Source organism: Lysobacterales bacterium (assembly GCA_019634735.1).
Lineage (GTDB): Bacteria > Pseudomonadota > Gammaproteobacteria > Xanthomonadales > UBA2363 > Pseudofulvimonas.
Genome location: JAHCAT010000007.1, coordinates 165,951 through 192,663, shown reverse-complemented (window position 1 = coordinate 192,663; position 26,713 = coordinate 165,951). Strand labels below are relative to the sequence as shown.

21 protein-coding genes are annotated in these 26,713 nt (G+C 69.5%); 7 read left to right on the top strand and 14 right to left on the bottom strand.

Annotation, left to right across the window (positions count from 1 at the left end):
• Positions 1–341 precede the first annotated feature (341 nt).
• Complete coding sequence (locus KF823_08725) at positions 342–2,063, top strand: hypothetical protein (protein ID MBX3725989.1); 1,722 nt, start codon at positions 342–344, stop codon at positions 2,061–2,063.
• Positions 2,064–2,248: 185 nt separating this feature from the next.
• Here the strand turns inward: KF823_08725 and KF823_08720 are convergent, their stop codons facing one another.
• The 14 genes from KF823_08720 to KF823_08655 form a co-directional block, all read right to left on the bottom strand.
• Positions 2,249–2,920: a class I SAM-dependent methyltransferase gene (locus KF823_08720; GenBank protein MBX3725988.1), complete on the bottom strand. Its 672-nt coding sequence runs from the start codon at positions 2,918–2,920 to the stop codon at positions 2,249–2,251.
• Positions 2,921–3,117: 197 nt separating this feature from the next.
• Entirely contained in the window at positions 3,118–3,876 is a 759-nt protein-coding gene (locus KF823_08715) for a hypothetical protein (protein MBX3725987.1), read from the bottom strand.
• A 61-nt stretch (positions 3,877–3,937) separates the two neighbouring features.
• Positions 3,938–6,016 (bottom strand): S9 family peptidase, encoded by a 2,079-nt coding sequence (locus KF823_08710; protein ID MBX3725986.1) that lies wholly within the window; start codon positions 6,014–6,016, stop codon positions 3,938–3,940.
• A gap of 43 nt (positions 6,017–6,059) precedes the next feature.
• A complete protein-coding gene (locus tag KF823_08705) occupies positions 6,060–7,442 on the bottom strand; it encodes a YfcC family protein (GenBank protein MBX3725985.1) in 1,383 nt (460 codons plus the stop codon).
• 664 nt (positions 7,443–8,106) lie between these two features.
• On the bottom strand, positions 8,107–10,086 hold the full coding sequence (locus KF823_08700) for a S9 family peptidase (protein ID MBX3725984.1): 1,980 nt from the start codon (positions 10,084–10,086) through the stop codon (positions 8,107–8,109).
• Positions 10,087–10,197: 111 nt separating this feature from the next.
• The gene (locus KF823_08695; GenBank protein ID MBX3725983.1) at positions 10,198–11,622 is read right to left on the bottom strand and encodes a mannose-1-phosphate guanylyltransferase/mannose-6-phosphate isomerase; all 1,425 of its coding nucleotides are present in this window, start codon (positions 11,620–11,622) and stop codon (positions 10,198–10,200) included.
• Between the two features lie 55 nt (positions 11,623–11,677).
• A complete protein-coding gene (gene rfbD / locus KF823_08690; protein MBX3725982.1) occupies positions 11,678–12,607 on the bottom strand; it encodes a dTDP-4-dehydrorhamnose reductase in 930 nt (309 codons plus the stop codon).
• The gene (gene rfbC / locus KF823_08685) at positions 12,604–13,182 is read right to left on the bottom strand and encodes a dTDP-4-dehydrorhamnose 3,5-epimerase (GenBank protein MBX3725981.1); all 579 of its coding nucleotides are present in this window, start codon (positions 13,180–13,182) and stop codon (positions 12,604–12,606) included. The genes rfbD and rfbC overlap by 4 nt, the downstream gene beginning before the upstream one ends.
• Entirely contained in the window at positions 13,179–14,066 is an 888-nt protein-coding gene (gene rfbA, locus KF823_08680; protein MBX3725980.1) for a glucose-1-phosphate thymidylyltransferase RfbA, read from the bottom strand. Before rfbA ends, rfbC begins: the two co-directional genes overlap by 4 nt.
• A 21-nt stretch (positions 14,067–14,087) precedes the next feature.
• On the bottom strand, positions 14,088–15,209 hold the full coding sequence (gene rfbB / locus KF823_08675; GenBank protein ID MBX3725979.1) for a dTDP-glucose 4,6-dehydratase: 1,122 nt from the start codon (positions 15,207–15,209) through the stop codon (positions 14,088–14,090).
• Between the two features lie 165 nt (positions 15,210–15,374).
• Entirely contained in the window at positions 15,375–16,808 is a 1,434-nt protein-coding gene (locus KF823_08670) for a serine hydrolase (protein ID MBX3725978.1), read from the bottom strand.
• A 186-nt stretch (positions 16,809–16,994) separates the two neighbouring features.
• Positions 16,995–18,683, bottom strand: coding sequence for an AAA family ATPase (locus KF823_08665; GenBank protein ID MBX3725977.1), 1,689 nt, complete (start codon positions 18,681–18,683; stop codon positions 16,995–16,997).
• A gap of 274 nt (positions 18,684–18,957) precedes the next feature.
• Positions 18,958–19,461, bottom strand: coding sequence for a single-stranded DNA-binding protein (gene ssb, locus KF823_08660; protein MBX3725976.1), 504 nt, complete (start codon positions 19,459–19,461; stop codon positions 18,958–18,960).
• A gap of 129 nt (positions 19,462–19,590) precedes the next feature.
• Complete coding sequence (locus KF823_08655) at positions 19,591–20,763, bottom strand: MFS transporter (protein ID MBX3725975.1); 1,173 nt, start codon at positions 20,761–20,763, stop codon at positions 19,591–19,593.
• Positions 20,764–20,884: 121 nt separating this feature from the next.
• Between KF823_08655 and KF823_08650 the strand changes: the two genes are divergently transcribed.
• From KF823_08650 to nth, 6 genes are all read left to right on the top strand, one after another.
• Positions 20,885–21,898: a polyprenyl synthetase family protein gene (locus KF823_08650; protein MBX3725974.1), complete on the top strand. Its 1,014-nt coding sequence runs from the start codon at positions 20,885–20,887 to the stop codon at positions 21,896–21,898.
• A gap of 85 nt (positions 21,899–21,983) precedes the next feature.
• On the top strand, positions 21,984–23,441 hold the full coding sequence (gene rsxC, locus KF823_08645; GenBank protein MBX3725973.1) for an electron transport complex subunit RsxC: 1,458 nt from the start codon (positions 21,984–21,986) through the stop codon (positions 23,439–23,441).
• Positions 23,438–24,493 carry an RnfABCDGE type electron transport complex subunit D gene (locus tag KF823_08640; GenBank protein MBX3725972.1) on the top strand — a complete coding sequence of 352 codons (1,056 nt, stop codon included), beginning with the start codon at positions 23,438–23,440 and terminating at the stop codon, positions 24,491–24,493. Before rsxC ends, KF823_08640 begins: the two co-directional genes overlap by 4 nt.
• Entirely contained in the window at positions 24,483–25,103 is a 621-nt protein-coding gene (gene rsxG / locus KF823_08635) for an electron transport complex subunit RsxG (GenBank protein MBX3725971.1), read from the top strand. The genes KF823_08640 and rsxG overlap by 11 nt, the downstream gene beginning before the upstream one ends.
• 203 nt (positions 25,104–25,306) lie before the next feature.
• Entirely contained in the window at positions 25,307–25,975 is a 669-nt protein-coding gene (gene rsxE / locus KF823_08630) for an electron transport complex subunit RsxE (GenBank protein ID MBX3725970.1), read from the top strand.
• On the top strand, positions 25,972–26,649 hold the full coding sequence (nth, locus tag KF823_08625; protein MBX3725969.1) for an endonuclease III: 678 nt from the start codon (positions 25,972–25,974) through the stop codon (positions 26,647–26,649). Before rsxE ends, nth begins: the two co-directional genes overlap by 4 nt.
• The last annotated feature ends 64 nt before the right edge of the window (positions 26,650–26,713 follow it).

The window sequence follows — 26,713 nt, the reverse complement described above, 5'->3', positions numbered from 1 at the left end:
CGCCGCTCGCCGGAGGGCGAGACAGGACAAGCGAGGTCGTACGGCACACCCCTCGCGCCACTCCTGCGCGCTCCATCCCGCGCTCGCCCCGACGGCGCCGCACAAGGTATAGTCCGCCCTCCTGAGGCATCTGCGTAAATGCCGCATTGCTGCGGCGGCGCCACGATTCCCCAAGGGAACCCTGACGCGCCCCGCGGTTCGACCTTCGTGCCCACCTCGTCCCTGGCGTCGTGGTGCGCCATCGCCCCGGCCACGCCGCCCCTTGGGTGGCTGCGCCCTGCCCGCCCGAGTGAACGCCACGCATGAGCCTGACTGCCCAACTCCGGACAAATGCGGCCGCCATGGCCCTGCTCTCCCTGGCGGCCGCCTTCGTGCTGTTGGGCCTGTCGACCATCGCCACGCATGGCTGGACGGAGATCTATGCGGACCAGTGGCGCCTGTATCCGATCTACCTGGAGCAGGCGTTCCCGGCCAATGTCCTGGCACTGGAGAACGGCCACCGGCCGGTCTTCCCCGGCCTGGTCCGCGTGGCAGAGCTGCATTTGCTCGACGGCAACCAGAAACTGCAGCTTGCCGTCGGCGGGCTGCTGGCGCTCGCCACCGTCCTCGTGCTTGCCTTCATCGCCTGGCGCGACGCCAGGGCGGGCCTGGTGGCACGTGCGCTGGCGACCGCCCTGGCCGCCTTCGCGGTGTTCTGGCTGGGCAATGCCCGCATGCTGCTGCACGGCAACGAATCCGTCCATGCCTATCTGCTGACCGCCTGCCTGGCCGGCGGCATCGCCCTGGTCCTGAGGGATCCGCTGCCACGGCCCGCCCTGGGGCTCGCCGCGCTCCTGGCGTTCATCGCCACCTTCAGCTTCGGGCCGGGCATGGCCACCTTCCCGGCCCTGGCCCTCGTCCTCGTCCTCCAGCGCCGGTATCGGCCGGCGGTCTGGATGGGCGTGGCCCTCCTGGCCACCCTGCTCCTCTACTTCGCCCTGCCCGGTGCGACGGGCGTGCGCAACTCGCTGCAGCTGCGCCCGTTCGCCAGCCTGCTGACCGCAGCCACCTGGCTGGCCTCGATGCCGGTCAACCTGTTCGATGCGGCCTTCGATCCCGACGCCGGCAGGTCGTTGCCGAGCTGGCTTCGGGCGATCCTCCAGCCGATCGCGCAGGGCTACCGGGCACACGCAGGCGACATTCGGGTGCAGCACGGACCCGCGACGGCGCTGGGCCTGTTCGCCATGGCCACCCTGCTCTGGGCGACCTTCACCACCTGGCGCGATCAGGCGAACCAGCAGCGACTGCGGCTTGCCGGACTCGCACTGGCCTGGTTCGGCGCGGGGGTCGCCGTCATCGTCGCTTTGGGTCGACTGGGCTACTTCCAGGATCATCCAGACCAGATGTTCGCGCATCGCTACCTGCCCTGGTCCTGCCTGTTCTGGCTGGGTTGGTTCTGGGTGGTGCTGGGCAGGTCGGGGAAGTGGCATTGGCCCTTCGGAGCAGGTGTTGCGATCGCGTCCGTGTTGATGCTGGGCATGGGACTCGCCACTTCAACGGGCTACCGGATCTGGGGTGAACTGATACGCGACGGATTGCGCGTCGACTCTGCCGGCATTGCCATGGGGCACCTGGTGGCTGACCGACCCCAGTTGGGAGAGAGCCATGTCGAGCACATCGAAGCTGCGCTCCCGGCGGTGCGTGGCGCGGGAATATCGATGTTCGCCTGGCCCGAGTCCAAGTTGCTCGGCTCCCGCATACCGGTCCCAACGACGCCCGGTCCCGCATTCGCGGGCGAGATCGAGACTGCCAACCCAGTGGCAAACCGGCTTGACTCGGCGCCTAGCCTCTACCTCGAAATCAGGATGCACGCGGTCGACGCGAAGCCGCCCGGGCGCCTGCTGGTGCTGGACGGTGAGCGACGAGTGGTCGGTATGGTGGTTCGCGGGGCGGCCGGAGGGGCGTGGCGCTACCGCGGTTTTGCCAGGGTTCCTTCGTTGGACGACGGTCTTGTCCTTGCCGATCGCAATGGATCCCTGAACATTCCACTCGCCGGAGCAGGTGTCATTTCACGCACCGACTGAACGGACCGCCGCTCGCGGCGTCTCGCTGAGACAGCTTCCATCGGCCCGCAGGCATAACGACCCTGCCAGTGGGCTGACCATTTCGACTGGCTGCTCTAGCCTTGGCACGAGGACCCTAACGGCGCCAGTCTGCGAGCTTCAGATTTGCCGGGGCCGATCCGACGGGAACGGTCAAGCCGACCTCGCTACCAGCGAGGCGACAGGACCACGCCGTGAGCCTTCCCGACCAGGTGAACCTCCAGGTAAATCTGCGGACGCAGACCAGGCAGGCATTCAAGCACCCTGCCGACCGTGCGGCGCAACGGCCCGGGGTGACGGAGGTACCAGTCCCTGAGGTTCGCACCGTTCTCCACGCGGAAATCGGGGGAGATCAGACCAAAGTACCGCTTCAGTTCGCGTCGCGCGTATTCACGCCAGTGATGACCAAGGGTCGGGGTGGTCAGCACCTGGTCCACGCTGATTCCGCCGCCCATACCAGTCAGGAACCGCCCGACCGACCAGGCGCGTCCGTTCCATGCGTAGTAGTTCGGCGTGGTGACGACGATCCTGCCGCCCGGAGCGAGCACCCTGTGGATCTGCCTCCACATCGCGACCGGATTGATGGCCAGATGCTCGATGATCTCGGTGAACAGCACGACGTCGAAAGACGATTCGGGCAGGGTTTCCAGTCCGGCACAGTCCTCCAGACTGGAATTGACGACCAGCGTGATGCCCTCTGCGGTGGCCAGCCGCTGCACACCGTCGAACTCGAGGGTTTCCGGAAGGTCGACCGCGGTGACCTTATGGCCGGCGCGTCGCCACAGCACCGCCTGGTGCAGCCAGTGCGCTCCGACATCGAGGACGCGGCGGCCGGTCACCCTGCCGTTGCCTTGCTCGAACCGGGTCAGGGTGCGCAGGTACCGGCCGTAGTGCTGCAGTGCATAGTCCCGACCGGTCTCTCCTAACGGGGAGAGACTGGCCAGGTAGGAGTGCAGGGAGCGATCCGGGCCGCTCGGTTCTGGCCGTCCACTTCTGTCCATCGACAAGGAAACCCTGGTCCCGAAACATCGGCCGGTCAGGCAACGGTGCTCTCGAGAAGCAGGAAGGCCCGCTCATCGTGTTGCGTGGACGAGGGGTCGGAGCGACGCGTATCGCCGACGGTGATCTGCTCGACGACGCGCCAGCCGGTGCGTTCGGCCAAGCGCAGCAACCCCGCCGTCGAGAATATCCAGTAGTTGGTGGCGTCGTTGTTGCACTCGTCCGGCGCCAGGAGGTAAGCCAGGGGCGCGGCAGCGAGATTGAGCCTGCCGTCGGCGGTCTGCCGGGCCACGCGCGTGCTCAGCAGGAGGTGGCGGCTGTGCCGGGCCAGGGTCTCAAGCACAAAGAACGGATTCTTCAGGTGGTACAGGATGCCAAGCAACAAAACGAGCCCGTAGCGTGGCCTTGGAAGGACGAACTGGCTGTCCAGGTCAACCTCGTGGATGCCGGCGGAGCTGCCGAGAAGCGCCGCCAGCCTCCGTGCCCCGCGCAAACCGTTCCAATTGGTGGCCGGCCAGTCGATGATGTCCACCTCGAAGCCCAGCGATTCCAGGAAGAAGCCAAGATCGCCATCGGCAGCGCCGATGTCTGCGACGGTACGCGGTTCGATCCTGCCCAGCAGGTCGCGACTGGACCGCCCCAGCAGTCCGTCGAGATGCCAGACGTTGGACATGATGTCGTAGCCGTACCAGCTGAACTCCTCGGGCTGGTTCCGGGCCTTGAGGTCGATCACGCGCTCGCGCCACTCGCGGGCCAGGCTTTTCACAGTGTTGAAATTGTGGAGACGGTCGTTCACGGGGGTCTCTTGTCATGCGTTCGGGCACGTCCGGGGGCAGCAGCTCCCCCGGCAACGGGCGTCAGTCGGAAGCAGGTGCATCGGGGCTCAGCCAGCGCCGCAGCCACGCCTTGACCTCGTCGTGCCACTGGATGGAGTTCTCGGGCTTGAGGATCCAGTGGTTCTCGTCGGGGAAGCGCAGGAAGCGGCTGGCGATGCCCTTGCGCTGCAGGGCGGTGAAGGTGGCGATGCCCTGCTCGGGCGGCACGCGGTAGTCGAGGTCCCCGTGGATCACCAGCATCGGCGTGCGCCAGTCGGCCACGTGGTTGGCCGGGTTGTGCTTCTCGTAGGCAGCCGGGTCCTCGTAGTAGGGCCTGGCACCGTGCTCCCACTCGGTGAACCACAGTTCTTCGGTGCTGTAGTACATGAAGCGGTTGTCGAAGATGCCGCTGTGGTTGACCAGGCACCGGAAGCCGTCCGGCCAGTTGCCGGCGATCCAGTTGATCATGTAGCCGCCATAGGAGGCGCCCAGCGCGCAGACCCGGTCGCCGTCAAGCCAGCGGTAACGGTCCAGCGCCGCGGCCAGACCCAGCTTCAGGTCCTCGAGCGGCTTGCCGCTCCAGTCCTGGCGGATCGCGTCGGTGAACGCCTGGCCGTAGCCGGTCGAGCCGTGGAAGTCGATGAACACCGCCGCGAAGCCGGCGCCGGCATAGGTCTGCGGGTTCCAGCGGTAATGGAAGCTGTTGCCCATCGAGCCCTGCGGGCCGCCGTGGATGATGAAGGCGACCGGGTAGCGCTCGCCCTCCTGGAAGTTCCAGGGTTTGACCACGTGACCGTAGACGGTGGCACCGCCGGCGCCATCGAAGCGGAACTGCTCGTAGCCGCCCATGCGCACCTCGGCCAGGCGCTCGGCGTTGTGACGGGTGAGCTGGCGGGCGTTGCGGCCGCGCAGGTCGATGCGGTGGAGGTCGGCCGGGTTGGCGAGGTCGTTCATCGCGTAGACGATGCGGTCGCGGCCGACCGCCACGGCGCTGACCTGGCCATCGCCGGTCAGCCGCCGCACCTGGCCACTGGCCACGTCGATCGCGAACAGCGGGTTCTGGCCGATGTCGTTGGCGGTGACATAGAGGGTGCGGCCGTCATGGCCGAACGCCAGGGTGCCGGCGGAACGGTCCCAGTCGGCAGCGATCTCGCGGGTGGTGCCGGTGCCGAGGTCGCGCAGCAGGATGCGGTGCCGGTCGGCCTCGTACATCGGCCGCTCCATCGAGAAGAACGCCAGGTGGCGGCCGTCGGGCGACGGCACCGGGTTGCTCTCGCCGCCCTTGAGGTCGGCGGTCAGGTTGACCGGCGGTTCGCTGCCGTCGACCGGTGCGCGCCAGATGTCCAGGTTGGTGGACAGCGGCTCCATGCCGTCGGCGGCGTCGCGCAGCACGAAGAACAGGCTGCGGCTGTCGCGGGCGAAGGCGAAGTCGCCATCGCCGCCGAACGGCTTGCTGGGGGTGTCGCCCAGCGGCCCCTTGCTGACCCAGACCGGCGCGCCGGCGCGGCCGTCGCTGTCCAGCTCGGCGACGAACAGCTGGTTGCGGGTGCCGTCCTTCCAGGTGTCCCAGTGGCGGATGAACAGGCCGTCGTAGGCGGTGCCGGTGGCCTTGACCTGCTTGCGCGCTTCCAGGCGCTCGCGGGTGCAGGCGATGTCGGCGCAATCCGGGAACATCGCCACCGAGAAGGCCAGGCGCTGGCCGTCCGGGCTGAGCTGCCAGGCGCCCACGCCGCCCGGCACGTCGGTGACCTGGATCGGCTCGCCGCCGCCGGCCAGGCGCCAGACCTGGTTGCTGCCGCCCTTGGCGGAGCCGGCGAACAGGCGGCCGTCGCCGTCGAAGCGTGGGTTCGACCAGCTTTCGCCTTCCGGGGTCAGGCGCCGCGGCTGGGCGTCGCGGCGCTCCAGGTCGAGCAGCCAGATGCCGTTGATGCCGCGGTTGCCGGCCATGTCGGTCTCGCGCAGGACATAGGCGACGGTCTTGCCGTCCGGCGCGAGCTGGGGGTCGGACACGCGTTCCAGCGTGACCAGGTCGCGGACGTCGAGGCCGCGCGGCGCGGCCGCGGAGGCCGGTGGCCAGGCCAGGAGGGCGACTGCAAGGAACAGGACCAGGCTGCGGATCATCGGTACACCTCCGGAACGTGGAGCGGGCAAGACAGGACGACCACTACTGCCAGCCGGCCATCACCGCCCCGACCAGGACAATGGCGGCCAGGGCGGTCAGCTTGAGCAGCAGCGGGAAGACGAAGCGGAACCAGCGGTCGTAGGGAATGCCGGCGATGCCCAGGATGCCCATCAGCACCGGGTTGGTCGGCACGATCATGTTGGAAAAGCCGTCGCCGAACTGGAAGGCCAGCACCGCGACCTGCCGGGAGATGCCGACGATGTCGCCGATCGGCGCCATGATCGGCATGGTCACGAAGGCCTGGCCGCTGCCCGACGGGATGAACAGGTTGAGCACGGTCTGGATCAGCAGCATGCCGACCGCCGCCAGCTCGGCGCCGACCATCGACAGCGGCACGGACAGGGCATGGACGATGGTGTGCAGCACCTGGCCGTCTTCGAGCAGCATGGCGATCGAGCGCGCAAAACCGATCAGCAGGGCGGTGGTGGCCAGCTCGGAGGCGCCGTGCGCGAAGGTCTTCGCGGTGTTGTCGGCACCCAGGCGGCCGAACACGGCGGCCAGCAGGCCGACCGCCAGGAACACCGCGGCCAGCTCGGTCAGGTACCAGCCCCACTGCGAGATGCCGACCACCAGCAGGACGATGCCGCCGAGCAGCGACAGCAGCACCGCCATGTGCGCGCCGGTCATTGCCGGGTAGCTGGCCGGCGCCACGTGCTGGGCCGAGGCCACACCGGCGACCAGGCTGGCGGCCGGATCGGCCTGCACCCGGCGCGCGTAGCGCCAGACATGGTGGATGCCGACCGCGGCGAACAGCGGCAGGATCGCCCAGCGCAACGCCTGCCCAGAACCGGGGACCACGCCGGCGACGCCCTGGGCAATCAGCACCGTGAACGGGTTGATGGCGGCCACGCCAAAGCCGATGCCGTAGCCGCAGACCATGATGCCCATCGCGGTGATGGCGTCCATGCGCATCGCCACGCACAGGCCGACCAGGATCAGCACGAAGGGGATGTACTCCTCGGCCATGCCGATGGTGCCCGACGCCACCGCGAAGGTGAACAGGCCCAGGCCGATCAGCAGGCCCGGCCGATGGCCGATGCGCTTCAGTATGGAACCCAGCAGCGCATCGAAGGCGCCGGTCGCGCGCACCACCGCCAGCACGCCGCCGATGATGAGCACGAAGAAGATGATGTCCTGGGCATCGCCCAGCGCCCGCGGCACCACGGTGAGCAGGGACTGCGGCCCGAGCACGGTGCGCTCGTCGGCCTCGGCATAGGTGCCGGGAACCACCACCTGCCGGCCGGCGTCGTTGGCCACCGTCTGGAAGCTGCCCTGCGGAAGCACCAGGGTCAGCAGCCAGGCGAGCACCATCATCGCCGCCAGCAGCACCAGCGTGTGCGGAATCCGCAGGGGCGGTCGGGTCATGCCGGGCTCCGAGGGGGTGGACGCGGAGTATAGACGGCCGGTCCCCGATCCGGCCCGTGGCGGGCATCGTGACCGCGGGCAGTCCGGAGCCCCACGCGGGCCGCCCTGCCGCCCAGCGTGCACTGCCGATCCGAGAACACCGAACTGACGCCCTACCCGCCGTCCGGGGAAAGGACCAGGGAGAAGCGCCTCATCGGCCAGCATGGGCGCGTTTACCGGCAACGATGCAGAACATGGCGAGCCCCGACCCTCTCCCCCCGCGCCCCTCTCCCGGACCTGGTTGGCGTCGTGTCTCAGCCCGCTGCCAGGCGGCGTGTCGCCAGCGCGACGACACCGCACTTCTCCCCTCCCCCGCCCTGCGGGGGAGGGGCGGGGGAGAGGGCCGCCCGGGCCAGCGCGGGCCGCAGGGCCGGCAACCATGTAGATCATGGCAAGCCCCGACCCTCTCCCCCGGCCCCTCTCCCACAGGGAGAGGGGAGCACAGCGCGCTGCGCTCACCGAACACCCGGTCCTGACCCTTGGTTCCCGATCCTGAGCTGAGACACGACGCCATTTGAACTGAACCGCCCCGGCTTTCCCGGAGGGAGAGGGGAGCAGATCAAGCTCCGCTTCCCGAGTCCCGAGTCCCGAGTCCCTGCCCGCGCAGGTACTCGGGCGCGCTGGCTCAGTCTCCCGCCGCGGCGGTCTGGCGGCCGGCTCCGATGTGGCGATCGAGGAAGGCCAGCAGCTGCGTGTACAGCTTGATGCGGTTGGCCTGGGTATAGAAACCGTGGCCCTCGCGGCGCTCGACCAGCCACTCCGGCTCGTTGCCGGCGGTGCGCAGGGCGGCACGCATGCGGTCGGCATGGGTCTGCGGGGCACGCTGGTCCTCGGCGCCGTGGACCAGCATCACCGGCACCTTGATGCGGTCGGCCAGGTTGACCGGCGACATCGCCGACAGATTGGAACGGCCGAGGATGCGCTCGAGATAGGCGCGGCCGAACATCGTGCGGCGGACGTCGCCCTCCTGGTACATGAGGGCCAGGTCGTAGACGCCGACATAGCCGATCGCGCAGCGGTACAGCTCGCCGTGCCGGGCGGCCTGCATCATCGCGGAGTAGCCACCGTAGCTTGCGCCGTAGACACAGACGCGCTCGCCGTCGGCGATGCCCTCGCGCACCGCCCAGCGGGTGGCATCGGCGATGTCGTCCTGCATGAGGCCGCCCCACTGCCGGTACCCAGCCCGCTCGAAGGCGCCGCCGTAGCCCCCGGAGCCGCGAAAATTGATCTTGAGCACCGCATAGCCTCGACTTGCCAGCAGTTGCGCCTCCTCGTCGAAGCCCCAGGTGTCGCGCACGCCGTGGGGGCCGCCATGGGGATTCACCACCATCGGCAGGCCACGGGGTTCGCGACCCGGCGGCAGGACCAGATAGCCGTGCAGGACGGTGCCATCGCGCGCGGGAAGGCTGATCGGACGCATTTCCGCCATCTGGTCCGGATCGATCCACTCCCGGGTGGTGCCCAGATAGGTGGCGCGCATGGTCTCCAGGTCGAACAGGTAGAACTCCCCCGGATTGCGGTCGCTGTAGACCTGCACCAGGCCGAGCTTGCCGTCGCGGGTGAAGCTGGTCACCCAGGCGTGCTGGCCGGGGAAGGCCTCGGCGAGGGCACCGGCCAGGCGCGCCTCGCGTGCCTGCGCATCGACCATCAACAGCTTCGGGCGGTCCGGATGGCTGCGCACCGCATAGACGGCGCGCGGTGCGATGCCGTACAGGACGTCCTCGACGTCGGCCACCTCCGGCTGCAACAACAGGGTCTTCTCGCCGCTCGCCAGGTTCCAGCGCATCAGCGGATCGGTGCCCTGGTCGCGCTCCTGGCGCACCACCACGACGTCGGCGCTTTCGAAGTACAGCGGCCGGACCCGTTCCCCGGAGCTGCCCTGGTCGTGGACCAGCGCCCAGTCGCCGCCGCGCGCCGGGCGATGGTGGATCTGCAGGTCGCCGGTGCTGCGCACCGAGACGGCCAGGCGCACGTTGCCGTCCCGGTCGACCAGGAAGTCGGCGCGCGGCACGGGGGACCGGACGACCCGGGTGGTGTGCCCGGTCGCCACGTTCAGGCGACGCACTTCGCTGTGCGCCTCCTCCCCGGCCCAGGGAACGACGTTGACCAGCACCTGGCGGTCGTCGCCGGGCAGGGTATCGATCAGGAAGGCGCTGGCCCGTTCGGCCTGCGGCCGACGGATGTTGCTGCCGCCCGCCGGAATGCCCTGGGCCAGTCGGAAGCCGAACAGCGGCGTGGCGGCACTGCCGTCGGCGTTCACGCCGTACAGCTCGCCGGTGGCCTGCGGCTGGTCGAGCATGCCATCGCGGAGCGCCACCGAGACCACCAGCCGGTTGTCGCTGACCCAGTGGAACTGGTCGATGTGCTCCTTTCCGCGCATCTGCAGCACCGAGGTCGGATTCAGGCTGGCACGCTCCATCACCACCAGGATCGTGCGGTCGTCGCCCTGCGGCACGGTGGCGGCCAGGTGACGGCCGTCCGGCGCGATCTTCATGTCGATGAAGATCGGCCGCTTCAGCAGGGTCTCCAGATCGGGAACCGATGCCCGCGCAAGTGGCGTCATGGCGAGGAACAGCAGCAGTCCCGCGGTAAGGAATCTCGTCATCGCTCAGCGCTCCGGGCCGGTATCGCCGCGAACCTTGCCGCATTGCCGCGGAGTTGACAAGGGCACCGGGACGGCTATGCGACAAGGGCGGACGCCGGGACCCGCGGGACCTCAACGACGGCCGTAGACGTCCTCGAGGCGGACGATGTCGTCCTCGCCGAAGTAGTCGCCGCACTGCACCTCGATGAGGGCGATGTCGCGGTCGGTCGGGTTTTCCAGACGGTGCAGGGTGCCCATCGGGATGAATGTGGACTCGTTGCGCTGGAGCAGGAACTCGCGTTCGCCGACGCGCACCCGGGCGGTGCCTTCGACTACCGTCCAGTGCTCGCTGCGCCGGTGGTGCATCTGCAGCGACAGCACCTGACCCGGCCGCACGACCAGGCGCTTGACCTTGCAGTCGGGCGCGTCCTCGAGAACGGTGTAGCTGCCCCAGGGCCGGTGCACGGTGCGGTGCACGACCGCGACCTCGTCGCGCTGGCCGCGCAACTGCTCGACCACCTGCTTGACCTGCTGGGCGTGCTCGCGATCGGAGACCAGCACGGCATCGCCGGTGTCGACCACCACCAGCCCCCGCACGCCGACCGCCGCGACCAGGCGCTCGCCGCCCTGGATGAAGCAGTCGCTGGCGTCGACCAGGATCGCTCTGCCCTGCACGCGGTTGCCCTGGGCGTCGGCCTCGCCGAGCTCGCTGACCGCCTTCCAGGAACCGATGTCGTTCCAGTCGAACTCGCCGGGCACGACGGCGACCCGGTCCGCCTTCTCCATGATTGCGTAGTCGATCGAGATGTCGGGAACCTGCGCGAAGTGCTCTGCCGGCAGCTCGGCCGGCGCCGCGTCATCGGGCAGGTCGGCCAGGCAGCCGCGCACCGCCTCGAGCAGGTCCGGCGCGACCTTCGCCGCCTGCGCCAGCACGGCATCGATGCGGAAGCAGAACATCCCGGAGTTCCAGTCGTAGCCGCCTTCGGCCAGGTAGGCACGGGCGGTCGGCAGGTCGGGCTTTTCGACGAAGGCGGCGACCTCGAAACCCTCCCCGCCCAGCGGCTGGCCCCGCCGGATGTAGCCGTAGCCGGTTTCCGGGTGCCGTGGCGGGATGCCGAAGGTGACCAGCCAGCCGTCATCCGCCAGGTGCACGGCCGCCGCAACCGAACGGCGGAAGCCGTCCAGATCGGCGATCAGGTGGTCGGCCGGCAGCACCAGCAGGGTCGCCGCTCCTCCGTGGCTGCGTTCCAGCAGCAGCGCCGCCGCCAGCACCGCCGGTGCGGTGTTGCGGCCGGCGGGCTCCAGCAGGAAGGGCAAGCGTCGGCCGGCGGCGCTGGATTGCGCGGCATACGCGTCGCGGGTCAGAAAATAGTGATCGCGGTTGGTCACCGTCAGCACCGGCGCGCCGGCTTCGGCAACCGCCACGGCGCGCTGCAGGGTGCGCGCCAGCAGGCTGTCGCCGCCGCCCAGGGCCATGAACGGCTTGGGAAAGGCCTGACGCGACACCGGCCAAAGGCGGGTGCCGGCGCCGCCGGAGAGGATCACCGGGATCAGCATGGAACACCTCCATGATCCGGGCCGGACCCGGCGACGGCGATCGCCATCCGGCGACTCATGCGCGCGCCGCCAGTTCCGAGACGACCCGGTCGAGTCCGGCTTCCCAGCCCGGCAGGTCGATGCCGAAGACGTCGCGCAGGCGCGCGGTGTCGAGCACCGAATAGGCAGGCCGGACCGCCCGCGCGGGAAACTCGTGACTGGCGATCGCCGCCACCTGCGGTGCCCGGGTCAGCAGCCCCGCCGCCACGACGCGCCCGAAGATCGCCCGCGCGAACCGGCACCAGGTGGTGTCGCCGGCGCTGGCCAGGTGGTAGATGCCCGAACGCGCGGCGCGGGCTTCGCGGTCGCCGGTCGCCCAGGCCTCGATCAGGCGCACGGTGGCAGCCGCGATCAGCGCCGCCGGCGTCGGCGCGCCGTGCTGATCGTCGACCACGCGCAGTTCGTCGCGCTCGGCGCCCAGGCGCAACATGGTGCGCAGGAAATTGTGGCCGCGCGCGCCGTAGACCCAGGCGGTGCGCAGCACCAGGTGGTCGGCGCCACTGTCGGCCAGGGCGCGTTCGCCCGCCAGTTTGCTCTCGCCATAGGCGCTGCGAGGGCCAGTGGCGTCCTCTTCCCGGCATGGACGGCCGGCATCGCCGGGAAAAACGTAGTCGGTCGAGTAGTGGACCACCGCCGCGCCCACCGCGCGCGCGGCGACGCCGATCTCGGCCAGGGCCAGGCCGTTGACGCGCAGGGCCAGCTCGGGCTCGTCCTCGGCGCGGTCGACTGCCGTGTAGGCGGCGGCGTTGACGACCACGGTCGGCCGCTCCCGCGCGATCAGCGCCGCCGCTTCGCCCTCGACCGCGAGGTCGCAGCGGGCGCAGGCGATGCCGCCCGGCAAGGTGCCGTCGCGCGTCGCTGCTGTCACCGGGCCCGAGGCGGCGAGCTGGCCGAGCAGCTCGAAGCCGACCTGGCCGTTGCCGCCCAGGACCAGGATGCGGCTCAAGGCAGCGGGTCCGGGTCCGTGCCGGACAGGGCCGGCAGCCGGTGCAGCGGGATGTCGGCCAGCAACGGCGCCGCGGCGTCCTTGGCCGACAGCTGCGGCTGCGCGACCGGCCAGTCGATCGCCAGCGCGGCGTCGTTCCAGGCCAGGTTGGCGTCGGCGGCCGGGTCGTAGGCGGCGGTGCAGTGGTAGCAGAACAGCGCATGCTCGGAGGTCACCGCGAAGCCGTGTGCGAAGCCTTCGGGAATCCAGAACAGGCGCCGGTTCTCCGCCGAAAGCACGCAGGCGGTCCAGCGCCCGAAGGTCGGCGAGCCGCGCCGGATGTCGACGGCGACATCGAAGACCTCGCCTTCCAGCACCTGGACCAGCTTGCCCTGCGGGTTCGGCCACTGGTAGTGCAGGCCGCGCAGCACGCCGCGCGCCGAACGCGAGACGTTGCTCTGCACGATGTCGATGGCCAGGCCATGCTCGGCGAAGCGTGCCTTGTGGAAGCTCTCGAAGAAGTAGCCGCGCTCGTCGCCGAACACCTTCGGCTCGACGATCACCACGCCGGGCAGCTCGGTGCCGATGAAGTTCACGGCCGGTTCTCCTGTTCCAGCATGGCCAGCAGGTACTGGCCATAGCCGTTCTTGGCCAGCGGCGCAGCCAGTTCGCGCACCCGGTCGGCGTCGATCCAGCCCTGCTGGAAGGCGATCTCCTCCGGGCAGGCGATCTTCAGGCCCTGGCGCTGTTCGAGGGTCTCGATGAAGTCGGCGGCCTGCAGCAGCGATTCGTGGGTGCCGGTGTCCAGCCAGGCATAGCCGCGGCCCAGTCGCTCGCAGCGCAGCGAACCGTCCTCGAGGTAGCGGCGGTTGAGGTCGGTGATCTCCAGCTCGCCGCGCGGGCTGGGCGCCAAGCCGGCGGCGAACTCGCTGGCCCGGCCGTCGTAGAAGTACAGGCCGGTGACCGCGTAGTTGGAACGCGGCTGCGCGGGCTTTTCCTCCAGGCTGAGCACCCGGCCGTCGGCGTGGAATTCGGCGACGCCGTAGCGGTGCGGATCGCTGACCCAGTAGCCGAACACCGTGGCGCCGGCGGGCTGCGCCGCCGCCCGGCGCAGCACCTCGACCAGGCCGTGGCCGTGGAAGATGTTGTCGCCCAGGATCAGGCAGGAGGGCTGCCCGGCCAGGAACTCCCGGCCGATCAGGAAGGCCTGCGCCAGGCCGTCCGGCGAAGGCTGCACGGCGTAGCGCAGGGTCATGCCCCACTGCGAGCCGTCGCCGAGCAGCGCCCGGAACAGCGGCTGTTCGTGCGGGGTGGTGATGATCAGCACCTCGCGGATGCCCGCCAGCATCAGGGTGCTGAGCGGGTAATAGATCATCGGCTTGTCGTAGACCGGCAGCAGCTGCTTGCTGATCACCTGGGTCAACGGATACAGCCGGGTGCCGGAGCCGCCGGCCAGGATGATGCCCTTGCTGATGCTCATCGCGGTTCCTGCAGAAGTGGATCAGGCCGCCGTGCCGAGGCGTTCGCCGAGGTAGCTGCCGTCCTGGACGCGCTGGCACCAGGCCTGGTTGGCCAGGTACCAGTCGACGGTGCGGGCGATACCCGACTCGAACGTCTCGGCCGGCCGCCAGCCCAGCTCGGCCTGCAGCTTGCCCGAATCGATGGCGTAGCGGCGGTCGTGTCCCGGGCGGTCGCCGACGAAGGTGATCTGGCTGGCGTAGCCCTGCCCGTCGACGCGCGGCCGGCGCGCGTCGAGCAGGGCGCACAGGGTGCGAACCACCTGGATGTTCTCGCGCTCGGCGTCGCCGCCGACGTTGTAGACCTCGCCCGGGCGCCCGCGCGCCAGCACCGCCTCGATGGCGCGGCAGTGATCGACCACGTACAGCCAGTCGCGCACGTTGCGGCCGTCGCCGTAGACCGGCAGGTCGGCGCCGGCCAGGGCCTTCTGGATGACCAGCGGGATCAGCTTCTCGGGGAACTGGTAGGGGCCGTAGTTGTTCGAGCAGTTGGTGGTCAGCACCGGCAGGCCGTAGGTGTGGTGGAAGGCGCGCACCAGGTGGTCGCTGGCGGCCTTGCTGGCCGAGTACGGCGAGTTCGGCGCATACGGCGTGGTCTCGGTGAACTTGCCGGTTTCGCCCAGCGATCCGTAGACCTCGTCGGTGGAGACATGCAGGAAGCGGAAGCGGTCCCGCTGGTCCTGCTCGAGGCCGCGCCAGTGGTCGCGTGCCCGCTCGAGCAGGGAAAGCGTGCCGACCACGTTGGTCTGCACGAAGGCCGCCGGCCCGTCGATCGAGCGGTCGACGTGGCTTTCCGCGGCGAAGTTGACGATCGCCTGGGGCCGGTGTTCGGCGAGCAGGCGGGCGACCAGCTCCCCGTCGCCGATATCGCCGTGCACGAAGCGGTGCCGCGCGTCGTCCGCCAGGGGCGCCAGGGTGTCCAGGTTGCCGGCGTAGGTCAGCGCATCCAGGTTGACGATGCGCAGGTCGCGGTGCCGGGCCAGCATGTCCAGCACGAAATTGCCGCCGATGAAGCCGGCGCCGCCGGTCACCAGCAAGGTCCTGCTCTCCAATGCCGCCTCCGTGAAGGGCGCCGCGCGCAGGGCGCTGCGCGGCGGGACCGGCATGATAGCGCAGGGTCTTCGACCCCGGCCCGACGTATTCCGCGGCTGCCGCGCCGAGCCTGCCGCGGCATCGGCAGGGTTTCGGCCAGGCCGGACGGCCGGTGCCCTGCCCCGGCCCGGGAAGCGGTCGGGGGCCGCGCCCCCGGACCGCGCACGCCGGTGCCGCGATCAGGGCCGCTCGGCGACCAGCTCCAGCAGGCGTCCGGTGACCGACTGCACCGCGAACGGGTCGATGGCGCCACCCGGGTCGTTGGACAGCGCGATCACCACGTAGGCATCGGCGCCACCATCCTCCAACATCCAGACATGGTTCAGCACGTGGAACTGGCCCGCGAACTGCGCCAGGCTGCCGCCCTTGTACCAGACCCGCTGGAAGTCGCCGCGCACGTCTGGCTGGGCGACGCCGGCCCCCAGGGCGGCGTCGACCGTGGTCATCGCTTCCGAGCCCTTGGGCAGCAGGCGCAACGCTCCGAACGCCCTGCAGACATCGAAGGCGGTGGCCTGCCAGGTGCCGGCGGTCAGCAGGTCGGCGTGGAAGAACGGCCCGGACACGAAACGGCCCAGCGGCTCGATCTGCTGGACCAGGAACTGCTCCTGGAACGGCTCCGTGCCGTTCACGTAGGACAGCGCGGTGGCATAGGCGAACGAGCGGAACACATGGAACTGCTCGCTGATGTTGAGGAAGGGGGTGATCAGCGTCGGTTGCGCCATGCCCATCCAGGTCGCGGACTGGTTCATGCGCGTCCTGCCCACCCGGGCGTGCAGGTGGTCGGTGGCGGTGTTGTCGCTGATGCCCATCATCATGGTCGCAATCTCGCCGACCGTGAACACCGTCCCCAGCGGCTCGCTGTTGATGGTGCCGCCCGGCGCGAGCAGGGCCTGGGTCAGGGCCATCGGTTCGGCCGCGGACAGGGGGCCGTCGGCGATCATTCGGCCGACCGCGCCCAACGAGAAGATCTTGAACACCGAGGCGGTGGCACGCGGCACCTGGGCATTGCGTTCGGCCAGCGCCGTGCACTGGCCGTTGGCGCCGATCCGGCCGACCAGCAGGCCGTGGCCCGGCGACAGGGTTGCGAAGCGGTCGGCGGCCTGCGGCAGCGTCAGGGTGCGGTCGGCCGGATAGATCACGCTGCCGCCATAGTTGCTGACGCCGAACAGCACGATCTTGCGTTCGCCGCTGTAGCGGGCGCCGATGTTCATGAAGCCCCAGGGCAGCGCACCGCCCGGCGAGGAGATCACCACGGTCGCGCGCACCGGCGTGACCATGACCACGTCGCGGATCACGGCATCCGGCCAGCTGGTGCGCAGGGACTGGATGAAGGCCTGGGTCTGGGCGACGTTGGTCTGGGCCAGCCAGGCGGGATCGAAATTGGCCTCGACCTCGGCCGGCGTGGTGGTCTGGCCGGCCGCCAGTTCGCCCATCAGCCAGACCAGACGGTCGACGGTCGGTCCCGGTGGCAGGGCGAAGCTGTTGCCCTGGGGCGGGAACAGCGGCGCGATCGCCGGCGGATCGAAGCCGTCGACGAACAGCGGCCGCGCCTGGGCGGTGGCGCCCAGGCCGAGCAGGACGAGGACAGGGACGAGGAGGCGGGACAGGACCATGGCGGCGCTCCGGCAGGGCGGCCCGGACGGACGTCGCCCGGGTTCACCGGTGGATGGCGCCAAAAGTGCGGCCGGTGGCTCACCAACAACGAACGATGACCTGAGCAGCATCAGTCTTGCGACAGAATGTCAGATGGTGTCGCAAGTACGTACCATCAAAGTCTTCAGCCTCAGTCGCCCAGTCTTTCACCTGTCCAGACGGTGCATTGACGCGGACCTGATAAACCTAACCAAACTCTCCACCTTTTTTCGCAAATCCAGTACCGATAGATCAGGCTCTCTTCGAACCAATGCCCTTGCAAATTTGACCTTATCAGCAATCAGCTCCCTTCCTTGACTATTCTCATATTTTAGCGCCCTGTCATAAGGCCCAGGGGGCGCCGTTGCATCTACAGCGTCCTTTTGCACCTCTCGAAACACCGCCAAAAGCCCATCTGTTGAGATGTAGTTTTCAATCTCCCGCCCCGCCGTCACCCAAATAAAGCCATCACTCAATTCATTTATGACCCGTCGCTTGGTACTGTTTAACCGAGATCGTGCGCTCCTCTTGTCACTATCCATAATCAATGCAACATGCCTATTCAAACGCCTCAAAGATATGAACTCCGAAACCTCTTCGTCTTGAGCTGAAAGATGGGATAGCAAGCGCCCCCCATAGAACATAATGGAAAAATCAACCCCCTCAACAAGATCGGGAGCAATTGCTAAAATCCAGTGCAACACGTATATTCGATCCGATTGCCCCTCGACCCAGACCACAGCGTTGCACTGAAGAAGGTCGGACGCCTGATAGCCAAGTGCCCTGCAAATCTCAAAACGCTCACCAGATGTTGACGCCAAACGTATGGAGGTATCCCCATCTATCTGTGACACGGAAAATACAGTGGCTGATACCGAATCAAGTATAGCCGCCGAGTGAGTGGCAATAACATATTGATTTGAGGTTTCTCTGGCCAAATATCGGATCAACTTGCGCTGCAAAAGAGGGTGCAAGTGAATCTCTGGCTCCTCCAAACATATTATCTCCCTCTCATAGAGGGTGCAAAAAGCAGCAAGCATAACCACTTCATGGATTCCGGTACCCAAGGAAGCCAGAGGAAGGACTTTCCCATTTATTTTCACCAAAACATGGGCCTTCGAATAGGGAATCTCAATTGTCGCATCACTATGACCTGTAACCGACCGCACAAAATCCTCAATGGCTTTATATTTAACACGAAATGATTGTTCGTGGTAGTCCGGCCCCTGAAGCTTTGCCAACTCATCTATCAGCCCGGCTCCGGAGCAGTCCTGCAAGCCGTCGCCCGATGATATTTGCCTAATGGCCGGAATCAGCCGCACCTTTGGGACCGACCAATTGAATTTTGCTAAGATGAGCCTGATAGAGCCCGACACCCAATCCGCAATCGCGCCGCTGTGATAATTACCGGTTAGACCACTCCACAGATTCCTCCACTGAGCAGGCTGCAGAAGTGGTATTGCAGATTCAATGTTGTAGTCAAGAAGCTCAACCTGATTTCTTGCCTGCGCTGGTCTTACCCAAATTAGGCCATCTGGAGCCAGTTTTTCCAGAAGGGCATGAATATCTGCATTTGGAGTGCCCGATGCAATTTGACTGGGCGGAACGCCAATGCCAAATCGAAAGTTCGCAGCCTCCTTGCCCAGCGGGATATCCTCTTTTGAGATTTCAAATGAATGGTGCTGGGCCAATGCTCGAGAAAGGTACTTAAATAGGAAATGCAGTACGGTGGACTTTCCGGAATTGTTTGGGCCGACAAAAAAACTCATCTTGTTAAGGGGAGACACTCTAACGCCAGCATCGCCAATTCCACGAAAGTTCTCCAGGAAGAGTCCATTTAACAATGCGCCATTCATTTTTCAGCCACTCCACTTATCGGCCGAACCGAAAGACGTCAGGAAGACGACCAATCCTGAAACCCTCTGACGGCTGGCCCTGAGGGGATTAGCACCCCTCAATCCACCTGAAAAAAGCGAGAGCCAACACCTGTGTCCCGCCGAATTCTCGAAGCAAATTATCCGCAAGAAGCAAACCCACGCGCACATTGAATCAAGGCGATAACAAAACAAAAGGCCCCGCAAGAACGGGGCCTTCGTAAGATCTTTCTCACCACGTCGCAAAAGGTGTTCGTCAGAACGGGATGTCGTCGTCGCTGAAGTCGGCAACCGGCTCCTGGGCCGGCTGGCGGGCCGGGCCACGGTCGCCACCGCCACCGCCACCGCCACCGCGCTGCTGGCCGGCGCCCCGGTCGCGCGGCGCACCACCGCCGCCACCGCCGCCACCGCCGCCACCTTCGCCCATGCCGCCCAGCATCTGCATCTCGTTGGCGATGATGTCGGTGGTGTAGCGCTCGACGCCCTGCTTGTCGGTGTACTTGTCGGTGCGCAGGCTGCCCTCGATGTAGACCTGCCGGCCCTTGCGCAGGTACTCGGCGGCGATCTCGGCCAGGCGGCCGAAGAACTTCACCCGGTGCCACTCGGTGCGTTCCTGCTTCTGGCCGGACTGCTTGTCGGTCCACTGCTCGGAGGTCGCCACGCTGATCGTGGTGATGGCCGCGCCGGAGGGCGTGTAGCGCACCTCTGGATCGTTGCCCAGATTGCCGACCAGGATGACCTTGTTGATGCCTCGTGCCATGGCGCTAGGACCTCGTTTCGATGGCCGCAGGATAGCACGCGCCCCCTACGGACCTGCCTGGGAAAGCAGCTTGCGGGAACGGGTGAACCGGCCGCGATGCGGCGTCGGAATTTTCCGGCACCGCGCCATTCAGCCCCCGCGCAAGCGGCGGCCGAGCACCCACAGGACCGCGGTCCAGCCTAGCGCCAGGGCGGCCGCCGCGGCCAAAACCTGTGCCTCGCCCAAACGCCCCAGCAGCACGCCGCCGACCAGGCCGCCGACGAAGGCGCCCAGGAATTGCAGGCCCGAGTAGGCGCCCAGCGCGGCGCCGCGGCCATGCTCGGGCGCGAGTCGCGACACCAGGGTCGGCAGCAGGGCCTCCAGGGCGGTGAAGCCGGCGAAGAATGCGCAGCCGGCCACCGCCAGCAGCATCGGACCCTGGCCGCCGGCCAGCAACGCCAGCCCCCCCGCCGCCAGCAGCAGGGCCAGGGCCTGGCGCCGGCCAAGCCCCTCCAGGGCCGCCTGGCGACCACCGACGAACAGCGGCAGGCAGCCCGCCGCCACGACCATCACTGGCAGGTAGAACTGCCAGTGCCGGGCCAGGGGCAGACCGAGCCGGTCGACCAGCAGGGTCGGCAGGGCCACGAAGGCGGCGGTCAGCAGGACGTGCAGCACGAACACGCTGAGGTCCAGCAGCAACAGGCGCGGATCCGCCAGCGCCCGGCGCAGGGCGCCCGGACTCACCGCCACCGGCATGCTGCGTGCGGGCGCCGGAACGACCGCCCACAGCAGCGCGAGGCTGGCCAGCGCGAGCACCGCGGTCAGCGCGAACAGCAGCGGCAGGCCGCCGAGGGCGAAAAGCGGGGCGCCAGCGACCAGGGCCAGCACGAACGCCAGGCCGATGCTGGCGCCGATGATCGCCATCACCTTGCCGCGCACCGCGTCGCGGCTGAGGTCGGCGGCCAGCGCCAGGCCGGCGCCGGACACCGCACCCATCCCCTGCAGGGCGCGCCCCAGCACCACCCCCTTGAGCGTGGTCGCCAAGGCCGCCACCAGGCCGCCAAGCGCGAACACCAGCAGGCCCAGGGAAATCGCGGGACGCCGTCCCACGCGATCCGACAGCAGGCCATAGGGCAGTTGCAGCAGGGCCTGGCCGAGTCCGTAGACGCCCAGGGCCAGGCCGATCAGCCAGGGCACCGCGTCGGGATAGGCGCGCGCCTGCGCGGCGAACACCGGCAGGATCAGGAACAGGCCGAACATGCGCAGGCTGACGACCAGCGCCAGGGCCGCCGCGGCGCGGCGTTCGAGGGCGTTGAGCTTCACGGGACAGGCACTGGAGGACGGCGCATAGTCTGCCAAAATCGCCCCCGGCGTATACTTGCGACGGCGCCGGCGGCCGCCGACCAGGCCCCGGGGCAGCGCGCCATCATCGTAAGGACCGCTCTTGACCGCCGTTTCCGCCACCGCCACCGCCACCAGCCGCCAGGCCCCGAGCGATTTCGCCGCCGTGCAGGCGCTGGTCGCCGAGGACGCGCGCCAGGTCGACGCCCTGATCCGGCGCCGGCTGGCCTCGGAGGTGCTGCTGGTCAACCAGGTCGCCGAGCACATCGTCGCCGGCGGCAAGCGGCTGCGCCCGCTGGTGGTCCTGCTGGCGGCGCGTGCGGCCGGTTACCGCGGCGACGGCCACATCGCCGCCGCGGCGATCATCGAGTTCATCCACACCGCCACCCTGCTGCACGACGACGTGGTCGACGAGTCCGACCTGCGGCGCGGCCGGCGCACCGCGAACTCGCTGTTCGGCAACGCGGCCTCGGTGCTGGTCGGCGACTTCCTCTACTCGCGGTCGTTCCAGCTGATGGTCGACCTCGACGCCATGCCGGTGATGCGGCTGCTGGCCGACACCACCAACGCGATCGCCGAGGGTGAGGTGCTGCAGCTCATGCACATCCACAATCCGGACACCACCGAGGCCGACTACCTGCGGGTGATCGAGCGCAAGACAGCGATCCTGTTCGCGGCCGCGGCGCAGCTCGGCGGTCTGCTCGCCGGCCTGGACGGCGCACGCGTCCAGGCGCTGCGCGACTATGGCCACGCCCTGGGCATGGCCTTCCAGATCGCCGACGACATCCTCGACTACGAGGCCGACGAGGACGCCCTGGGCAAACACCTGGGCGACGATCTCGCCGAGGGCAAGCCGACCCTGCCGCTGATCCATGCCCTGGCGCACGCCCGGGGCGAGGAGGCCGCGACCCTGCGCAACGCGGTCGCGAGCGGCGGCCGCGAGCACCTGCCAGCGGTGCTGGCCGCGATCCGCAGCCACGGCGGCCTGGACTACGCGCGTCGCCAGGCCGGCGACCACGCCGGGGGCGCCACCGATGCGCTGGCCGCCCTGCCCGCCTCGCCCTACCGGGACGCGCTGGCCTTCCTTGCGCGTTTCGCGGTCGATCGCGGCGCCTGACGGCATGTCGCGCCGCCGCGGCGGTTGGCGATCGGCCGGCGGGTCCGGCATCGCGCCGGCGGCAGACTGAGCACGCGGCGCGCGGATGAGCACCTACGTCTTCCCCGGGGGGCTGCGCCTGGATCCGCGCAAGCAGGCCAGCCGGCCGCCGCTGCGCTGCCTGCCGATGCCGGCCCGGCTGCTGGTGCCGCTGTTGCAGCATGCCGGCTCGCCCGCCCGCGCCTGCGTCGCGGCCGGCGAGCGGGTGCTGGCCGGCAAGCGCATCGGCGAGGCCGACGGCGAGGACTCCGCCCACGTGCATGCGCCGGCGTCCGGACAGGTCCTGGGCATCGTGACGCACGACATCGGCCATCCTGCCGGCCAGCCATTGCCCTGTGTCGAGCTGGTTCCCGATGGCCGCCAGGACTGGCAGCGCATGCCGCCGCTGCCGGCGTGGCGGACATCGCCGCCGGCGACGCTGGCCGCGCGCCTGCGCGAGGCCGGCGTGGTCGGCCTGGGCGGCGCGGTTTTCCCCACCGATCGTAAACTGGCGCCGGACGGCTTCCCGGTCCACACGCTGATCGTCAACGGCGCCGAGTGCGAACCCTGGATCGCCTGCGATGACGCGCTGATGCGGGCCCGCGCGGACCAGGTGACGGCGGGCAGCGAACTGCTCGGCCATCTGCTCGGCGCCTCGCGCATCCTGCTGGCGGTCGAGGACCACATGCGCGAGGCACTTGAAGCGCTGACCGACGCGGCCGCCGGCACCGCGATCGAGCTGGTCGCCGTGCCGACCCGCTATCCGCAGGGCGGCGAGCGCCAGCTGGTCTACACGCTCACCGGTATCGAGGTGGGCGCCGGCACCACGCCGCGCCAGCACGGCGTCGCCTGCGTGAACGTCGCCACCGCAGCGGCCGCCTGGCGCGCCGTGGTCCTGGGCGAACCGCTGGTCTCGCGGGTGGTCAGCGTCGCCGGCCGCGGTGTCGCCGGGCCGTGCAGCCTGGAGGTGCCGCTGGGCACCCTGGTCGCCGACCTGGTCGAAGCCGCGGGCGGCTACACACCGGCCGCGCAACGGCTGGTGCTGGGCGGGCCGATGATGGGCCAGTCGCTGGCCAGCGACCAGGTGCCGGTCGGCAAGTCCGGCAACTGTGTGCTGGTGCTGGCCGCCGACGAACTGCGAGCCCGTGGCCCCGAGCTGCCCTGCATCCGCTGCGGCGAGTGCGCGCGCGTCTGCCCGGCCCGGCTCCTGCCGCAGCAGCTCGACGCCGCCATCCGCGCTGGCGACTGGGTGGCCACGTCCCGCCTGGGCCTGGCCGACTGCATCGAATGCGGCCTGTGCGCCTACGTGTGTCCCAGCCAGATCCCCCTGGTCGAGCGCTTCCGGTTCGGCAAGGGCGAGCGCGCCTGGCAGGCCCAGGAGGCGGAACGCGCGCGCCGTTCGCGCGTCCTGTTCGAGGCCCGTCAGGCGCGCCTGGTGCGCGAGCAGGCGGCGCGCGAGGCGCGCCTGCGGGCCCGCGAGGCGGCGTTGCGCGACGACGACGACGCACCGGCGGGTCGGCCATGAGGCGCTTCGAGACCGGCCCCGCACCGCACTGGCCGGCGCGCAACAGCGTGCGCCGCGTGATGCTGCTGGTGCTGGCCGCCCTGCTGCCGGGCACCGCCGCCCAGGTGTGGTTCTTCGGCATCGGCGTGCTGGTCCAGGTGCTGCTGGCGGTGGCCTTCGCACTGGCCCTGGAGGCCGCCGCGCTGCGCCTGCGCGGCCAGCCCCTGCGGCCGTTCCTGGGCGACGGCAGCGCGGCGGTGACCGGCTGGCTGTTCGCCCTGTGCATCCCGCCGCTGGCGCCCTGGTGGCTGGCCCTGGTCGGCATGGTCGCCGCGATCGGCCTGGCCAAGCACCTGTACGGCGGCCTCGGCCACAACCTGTTCAACCCGGCGATGGTCGGTTACGCGGTGGTGCTGGTGTCGTTTCCGCTCGAGGCGTCGCGCTGGCTGGCGCCGGCGGGACTTGCGGCGACCCAGGTCACCGCCGCCGAGACGTTCGCGGCCATCTTCGCAGGATGCCCCCCCGACGCCGGCTGGGATGCGGTGACCGGTGCCACGCCCCTGGCCACGCTTCGCGAGCTGGCCGGGGCGGGCCGCACCCTCGCCGAGGTGCGCGGCGACCCGGTGTTCGGCGACTTCGGCGGCCGCGGCTGGGAATGGTCGGCCAACTTCTTCGCGCTCGGCGGCATCGTCCTGTGCCTTTTGCGGGTCGCCGACTGGCGCACGCCGGTCGCGGTGCTGGGCGCCACGATCGCGCTCAGCCTGCCGTTCTGGCTGGCCGATCCCGGCCTGCATCCCTCGCCGCCGCAGCACGTGTTCTCCGGTGCCCTGGTGCTGGCCGCCTTCTTCATCGCCACCGACCCGGTGTCCGGCTGCACCACGCCGCGCGGGCGCTGGATATTCGGCATCGGCGTGGCGGTGCTGACCCTGGCGATCCGGCGCTGGGGCGGCTATCCGGACGGCGTCGCCTTCGCGATCCTGCTGATGAACGCGGCGGCGCCGATGATCGACCGCCTGACGCCGACGCGCATCTTCGGCCACCGACGGCGCGCGGAGCGCGGCGATGGCGGCTGAGCGCGGATCGCCGGCGCTGCTGCTGGCCGTGGCCGCGCTGCTGGCCACTGCGCTGCTGGCCGGCATCCATCACGGCACCCGCGAACGCATCGCCGCCCGCGAGCACACCCGCGCGCTGGAGCGGCTGGCCGCGGTGCTGCCGCCTTCGCTGTACGACAATGACCCGCTGGCCGACACCGCCCTGGTCCATGACGCACGCCTGGGTCCGGGTGCAAGGACCGTCTGGCGGGCGCGCCGCGGCGGCATCGGCACCGCGGTCGCGCTGACCGTCACCGCACCGGATGGCTATGCCGGGCCGATCGAACTGCTGGTCGGCATCGACCGGGCAGGCCATGTCCTGGGCGTCCGCGTCGTCGCCCATGCCGAGACGCCGGGCCTGGGCGACCCGATCGAGCTGCGCCGCAGCGACTGGGTGCTGGGCTTCGACGGCCGCAGCCTGGCCGAACCGCCACCGCCCCGCTGGACCGTGCGCCGCGACGGCGGCGACTTCGACCAGTTCACCGGCGCCACCATCACGCCGCGCGCCGTGGTCACGGCGGTGGCGCGTGCCCTGGCCGTCCACGCCGAGCGTGGCGAGTCCCTGTACGCACTGCCGGCGCAACCCCACTGAGGGACCCTGACTGGCGCCCTCGCCGAGCCATCGCCACAGCCAGGCCCACCCGCTCCTGGCAAGCGCCTTCCACCTTGCGACGGCACCACGCCCCTCCCCGCTCCCTGCTCCCCGCTCCCTGCTTCCTGCTCCCCTGCTCCCCGGTCCCCGGTCCCTGGCCTGCCCGGCCAAGCGCCTGACGAGCCAGCCCGTACAATCCGCGCATGACCGAGCCCTCCGCCGCCGAACTGGCCCGCAACGCCTTGTGGGAGAACAACCCGGCGCTGGTACAGCTGCTTGGCCTGTGCCCCCTGCTGGCAGTGTCGACCAGCACGGTGAACGCCCTGGGCCTGGGCCTGGCCACGGTCCTGGTGGTGACCGTCGCCAGCACCGCGGTGTCGGCGTTGCGACCGATCACCCGCCCGCAGGTGCGCCTGCCGCTGTTCGTGCTGGTGATCGCCTCGGCGGTGAGCAGCGTCGACCTGCTGGCGCGGGCCTGGCTGCCCGGACTGCATGAGGCGATCGGCCTGTTCATTCCCCTGATCGTCACCAACTGCATGATCCTCGGCCGTGCCGAGGCATTCGCCGCGCGCCAGCGGGTCGGCCTGGCGGCGCTGGACGGCGCCCTGATGGGCGTCGGGCTGCTGGCGGTGCTGGTGGCGGTCGGCGCAATCCGCGAACTGCTCGGCCAGGGCACCGTGTTCGCCGACCTGCCCCTGCTGCTGGGCGGCTGGTCGGCCGCGCTGCGCATCGAACTGGGCACCGGGCGGGGCCTGCTGCTGGCGGTGCTGCCGGCCGGTGCCTTCTTCGTTTTCGCCGGCCTGATCGCCGCACGCAATGCGCTGGTCGCCCGGGCCGCGGCGCGCCCGGCAGCGCCGGAACCGGCCCCATGAGACTCGCCGAGCGCGTCGAGTTCTTCCGGCGCCTGGCCGAACTGAACCCATCTCCGAAAACCGAACTGGAGTACGGCTCGACCTTCCAGTTGCTGGCCGCGGTGCTGCTCTCGGCGCAGGCTACCGACGCGGGCGTCAACAAGGCCACCCGCCACCTGTTCGCCGCGGCGCCGACGCCGCAGGCCATGCTGGCGCTGGGAGAGGACGCGGTTCGCCGCCATATCGCCTCGATCGGCCTCTACCAGACCAAGGCCCGCAACCTGCTGAAGACCTGCGCGCTGCTGGTCGAGCGTCACGGCGGCGAGGTGCCGGCGGATCGCGCATCCCTGGAGGCCCTGCCCGGCGTCGGCCGGAAGACCGCCAACGTGGTGCTCAACGTCGCCTTCGGGCAACCGACCATGGCGGTCGACACGCACATCTTCCGGGTCGGCAACCGCACCGGCCTGGCGCCCGGAAAGACGCCCCTGGCGGTCGAGCATGGCTTGCTCAAGCGGGTGCCCGAGACCTACCTGCAGCACGCCCACCACTGGCTGATCCTGCACGGCCGCTACACCTGCCGGGCCCGGCAGCCACGCTGCCACGCCTGCCCCGTTGCCGACCTGTGCCGGTGGCCGCGCCGCCTGCGGCCACCGGCGCCGCCCGGCGAAGCGCCCCTGGCGCCACCCGAGGACTGAGCCGGGCACCTGCGGTGTCCGACGTGCGGCCGCCGCCCTGCGACCGCGGCCCCTGGGCATTCGG

Bases quoted from the DNA above. Each gene is read 5' to 3' on its own strand.
- rsxE (MBX3725970.1), top strand. From the start codon at position 25,307: ATGACCGAGCCCTCCGCCGCCGAACTGGCCCGCAACGCCTTGTGGGAG.
- KF823_08695 (MBX3725983.1), bottom strand. From the start codon at position 11,622: ATGCTGATCCCGGTGATCCTCTCCGGCGGCGCCGGCACCCGCCTTTGG.
- KF823_08670 (MBX3725978.1), bottom strand. From the start codon at position 16,808: ATGGTCCTGTCCCGCCTCCTCGTCCCTGTCCTCGTCCTGCTCGGCCTG.
- KF823_08640 (MBX3725972.1), top strand. From the start codon at position 23,438: ATGAGGCGCTTCGAGACCGGCCCCGCACCGCACTGGCCGGCGCGCAAC.
- rfbA (MBX3725980.1), bottom strand. From the start codon at position 14,066: ATGAGCATCAGCAAGGGCATCATCCTGGCCGGCGGCTCCGGCACCCGG.
- rfbB (MBX3725979.1), bottom strand. From the start codon at position 15,209: ATGCCGGTCCCGCCGCGCAGCGCCCTGCGCGCGGCGCCCTTCACGGAG.
- KF823_08700 (MBX3725984.1), bottom strand. From the start codon at position 10,086: ATGACGAGATTCCTTACCGCGGGACTGCTGCTGTTCCTCGCCATGACG.
- KF823_08710 (MBX3725986.1), bottom strand. From the start codon at position 6,016: ATGATCCGCAGCCTGGTCCTGTTCCTTGCAGTCGCCCTCCTGGCCTGG.
- nth (MBX3725969.1), top strand. From the start codon at position 25,972: ATGAGACTCGCCGAGCGCGTCGAGTTCTTCCGGCGCCTGGCCGAACTG.
- ssb (MBX3725976.1), bottom strand. From the start codon at position 19,461: ATGGCACGAGGCATCAACAAGGTCATCCTGGTCGGCAATCTGGGCAAC.
- KF823_08725 (MBX3725989.1), top strand. From the start codon at position 342: ATGGCCCTGCTCTCCCTGGCGGCCGCCTTCGTGCTGTTGGGCCTGTCG.
- rsxG (MBX3725971.1), top strand. From the start codon at position 24,483: ATGGCGGCTGAGCGCGGATCGCCGGCGCTGCTGCTGGCCGTGGCCGCG.
- rsxC (MBX3725973.1), top strand. From the start codon at position 21,984: ATGAGCACCTACGTCTTCCCCGGGGGGCTGCGCCTGGATCCGCGCAAG.
- KF823_08705 (MBX3725985.1), bottom strand. From the start codon at position 7,442: ATGACCCGACCGCCCCTGCGGATTCCGCACACGCTGGTGCTGCTGGCG.
- KF823_08665 (MBX3725977.1), bottom strand. From the start codon at position 18,683: ATGAATGGCGCATTGTTAAATGGACTCTTCCTGGAGAACTTTCGTGGA.